This is a genomic window from Kluyvera intermedia, from assembly GCF_021440345.1.
GTDB classification, from domain to species: domain Bacteria; phylum Pseudomonadota; class Gammaproteobacteria; order Enterobacterales; family Enterobacteriaceae; genus Kluyvera; species Kluyvera intermedia_A.
This window is the reverse complement of sequence record NZ_JAKCNS010000033.1, coordinates 1-3,575: the sequence shown is the minus strand read 5'-3', so window position 1 is coordinate 3,575 and position 3,575 is coordinate 1. Positions and strand designations below refer to the sequence as shown.

The 3,575-nt window shown below is 52.6% G+C and carries 4 protein-coding genes, 1 tRNA gene and 1 pseudogene; 2 read left to right on the top strand and 4 right to left on the bottom strand.

The window, feature by feature from the left end; genetic code table 11:
- Positions 1-18 precede the first annotated feature (18 nt).
- Positions 19-117 (top strand): annotated as a pseudogene (locus tag LZ634_RS10305) (LuxR C-terminal-related transcriptional regulator); the annotation flags it as partial.
- Between the two features lie 64 nt (positions 118-181).
- Here LZ634_RS10305 and LZ634_RS10300 read toward each other — a convergent pair.
- The 4 genes from LZ634_RS10300 to ghrA all read right to left on the bottom strand — a co-directional run bounded on the left by LZ634_RS10300 (position 182) and on the right by ghrA (position 3,078).
- Positions 182-664: a DUF1097 domain-containing protein gene (locus tag LZ634_RS10300; protein ID WP_234504671.1), complete on the bottom strand. Its 483-nt coding sequence runs from the start codon at positions 662-664 to the stop codon at positions 182-184.
- 96 nt (positions 665-760) lie between these two features.
- The gene (locus LZ634_RS10295) at positions 761-1,315 is read right to left on the bottom strand and encodes a molecular chaperone (RefSeq protein ID WP_234504669.1); all 555 of its coding nucleotides are present in this window, start codon (positions 1,313-1,315) and stop codon (positions 761-763) included.
- A gap of 20 nt (positions 1,316-1,335) precedes the next feature.
- A complete protein-coding gene (locus tag LZ634_RS10290) occupies positions 1,336-2,073 on the bottom strand; it encodes a phosphatase (RefSeq protein WP_234504668.1) in 738 nt (245 codons plus the stop codon).
- Positions 2,074-2,139: 66 nt separating this feature from the next.
- A complete protein-coding gene (ghrA, locus tag LZ634_RS10285; protein ID WP_234504667.1) occupies positions 2,140-3,078 on the bottom strand; it encodes a glyoxylate/hydroxypyruvate reductase GhrA in 939 nt (312 codons plus the stop codon).
- Positions 3,079-3,338: 260 nt separating this feature from the next.
- On the opposite strand from ghrA, the gene LZ634_RS10280 reads away from it, so the two are divergent.
- Positions 3,339-3,426, top strand: a tRNA-Ser gene (locus LZ634_RS10280).
- Positions 3,427-3,575: the final 149 nt, after the last annotated feature.

The window sequence follows — 3,575 nt, the reverse complement described above, 5'->3', positions numbered from 1 at the left end:
TAAGTTGGCAGCATCACCAGCACGGTTAAAACCCACCTTTACCATCTGTTCAAGAAAATTGCCGTTAAGAATCGCACCCAGGCCGTATCGTGGGCTAACGACAATTTTAAGCATTAAATCAAAGGATAAAAAAACGGCGGCAGACTCATCATCTGCCGCCGTTTTGATTTCTGTACTGCAGTCAGAGCACCGGTTCTTTCGCAGATTGCATTCTGGCTTTCCGATTAGCGAGCCACAGGCCGCTATTTTTCATCGCATAACCAAACACTAATCCCACCACTAAAGAGGGGACCACCAGCTTCCAATTACCCTGCCCGGCGAAAGTCGCACAGGCACCGATAAAAGTACCGGGCACAAATGAGAGCAGCAGCTGTTTCGCCTGAATACACATCAGAAACGCCACGATGCCGGTCATAACATAGCCGACGATCTCCAGATGGGGAGCCAATGCGCTGCCGTGGATTATCACCAGCGCCCAAATAACGCCACTCATGGTTGTGCAGGCGGAAATTGCCAGGCCCTTTAACCCGCCCGTCGGACAGGCAAAATAGGCCGTACAGCCTAAGAATCCGGCCCAGCTGAGTAACCCGAGAGATACGGCAACCCATCCCCAGATACCGGAGAGAATGCCTGTTGTGATTGCAATAGCTAAGATAACGTTCATGGCGAGCATCTTAGCAGATACTCGCCCATTTGATGAGATCATGAGCACACAATTCTAATTGTGCTCATTTCAATTACATTATTTTTGCGATCAAAATCACTCTTCTTGTTCTTCCTGCAGATCGTCAAACATCGCCGAGATCGCTTCGCGCGTCAGCGTTGCCATCGCACGCCAGAACGTCGTCGTCGCATGGGCTTCAACTTTCCCAAGGAAAGTCCCCACCCAAGGCAGAATATAGTCGTCAAACAGGGTTTCCAGCGCCTCATTATCATCTTCGGTAACGTTATCTTCCAGCCACGAAGCGGCCAGCAACAGCGTACCCAGTTGATCCGCAGGGTTATCACCCAATGGCATACCGTGCTTGGTTAAAAAGGCGCGGACTTCAGCTTCCGTAGCCCCTTCCACCCAGGCGCTACGTACCGGCGGCACGCTACACTCTTCGCCAACAAACAGTGCATTATAATCAGCAGCAATCTGCTGGATATCGCAGCTCTTTTGCAGACGAGCGAGCAGTTCATCCTGCTCCAGCGGCCAGTTCGCTGCCAACTTGCCTTCGCGAATCAGGGTAAACAGCGGAACCAGCAGAGGATCTTGCGGTTGACGGTAATACAGTGAGCCAAGCGCACGACAGATGATTGAAAACTCGTTCATTCAGTTAATCCAGTTAGTCATTAAAATTCAGCAAATTCGGGAATCGACGGCATGCCGCGCGATTCAAGATAATTCAGGAAACGGCGTGGAGTCACGTTCAGGATCCTCTCCTGCGGAAAATCCACAGCATCAAGGATCTTCTGGCATTCGGTAAACTCACCCAGCGTGAATGCGGTATGCGAGTCCGATCCCAGCGCCAGCCAGCCCCCTGCGTCCCTTACTGCGGCGGCAATGGCCTGGCAGTTATGCTCACTGCCTACGCGCGAACTGACAAAAGAAGAGTTATTAATCTCCAGCGCCACATGATACTTCGCCGCAGCGGCGGCAATCGCTGGGATATCTACGGGAAATTTCGGATTTCCCGGATGGCTAATCATATGAACGTTACCGCTCGCCATGGCGGCAATCATCGCCTGGGTGTGCGTCTCTTTATCCTTGGGAGCGAAAACCGGTTCATGGAAGCCAGCAATGATAAAGTCCAGCGAGGTTAGCATTGGCCCGGTGCAGTCAATCTCACCGTCGATATTTTTGATATTCGCTTCAATACCGCGCAGGATACCAACTCCATCAACAATACGTGGCCAGATACGCATATTCACAAAGTGCCAGTAGTGCGGAGCGTCGGCCATATCGGGGCCGTGATCGGTAATCGCGAATAGCTTGATCCCTTTGCGTTTCGCTTCGGCGATATAGTCATGCAGCGTACTGTAGGCATGTGTACTGGCGACAGTGTGCATATGTAAGTCAACAGGATACATCACATTCTCCTCTTTCGTGATTACTCAAGGATAGCAGGAAAGCCCCTCGTTTATTAGCCTGGCATATCAGTAGCCGCGTTGGCGATCGACCTGCCCATCGACCTGCTCACCGCGCTCAAGCTTGCTGATAGTCCGGGAGATATAGCTAATCGCTTCCTGGGGACGCGTCACGGCGGCAACGTGTGGCGTCATGGTGACGCGCGGGTGTTGCCATAAAGGGCTCTCTTTGGGTAATGGCTCACGGCTAAAAACATCCAGCATCGCGGCCTTCAGTTTGCCGCTATCCAGCGCGGCCAGCAGATCGTCTTCCACCACATGAACACCGCGTGCCAGATTCAGGACATAGCTGTTGTCCGGTAACTGCGCCAGTAATGACTGATTAATGATGCCGATGGTTTCTGCCGTATTAGGCAGAAGATTGATGAGAACACGTGTTTCACGTAAAAACTCTCCGAACTCTTCCTCACCGGCAAAACTTGTCACCTGCGGCCAATCTTTACGGCTGCGGCTCCAGCAACGCACCGGGAATCCCCACGTCAAAAGGCTTTGCGCCACTTTCGAACCCAGCACGCCCGCCCCCATAATGCCAATGGTGAATTCCTCATGATGATAGTCGGGCAGCGGCTGCCAGGTGCCTTCACGTTGTAACGCCTGATAGTCATCAAAACGGCGGAACCAATGCAGCACCTGACTTACGGCATACTCCTGCATCTGGCTTCCCATCCCGGTATCTTCCAGGCGGTACAGCGGGGTCGATTCCGGCAACATTTCAGGATGCGCCTTGAGTTTGCTAAGGATGGAATCGACGCCGGCGCCTAGTGCAAACACCGCTTTCAGCTCGCGCCCCTGCAGCATTTCCACCGGTGGATGCCACACCAGAGCGTAATCTGCCGGTTGGTTGTCACCGCGCTGCCACGCACGGACATTGGCGCCCGGCAATTTCTTGCTCAGCTCGGCAATCCAGTAAGGGGTATCAAACGTGGGATGGTAAAAGATGATCTCCATTGCGACTCCTGATTTAAAGCACCTCGACGAGAGCTCGCCTGGCGCATTTTTGATTATTTTTGTGATTTCACAGCATAACAAATTTCGTTTACCTGTCCCGCGAAATGCGGTGCTGATCGCAAAAAAGACGATTTATGCGTATTTAAGGAACAAGTTGAGCGAAGTTTGTCTAAACGCACGATTTTTTTAAAAAGTTTATTGACGCTGGCAGGCCTTTTCCCTACATTAGCGCTCGTCCCAGCAACACGGGACAACAATATGGTGAGGTGTCCGAGTGGCTGAAGGAGCACGCCTGGAAAGTGTGTATACGGCAACGTATCCGGGGTTCGAATCCCCGCCTCACCGCCATATTTTAAGAAGAGCTCGTACGCAAGTACGGGCTTTTTTTTCGCATATTGCACACCACCGGCGGGGTGAGAAGCCCGGACCCGGGGTCGACAACTGGCTGCGCCAGTTGGACAGCCGGCGAACACAGTGAGCTGGCTGCCCGCAAGGGC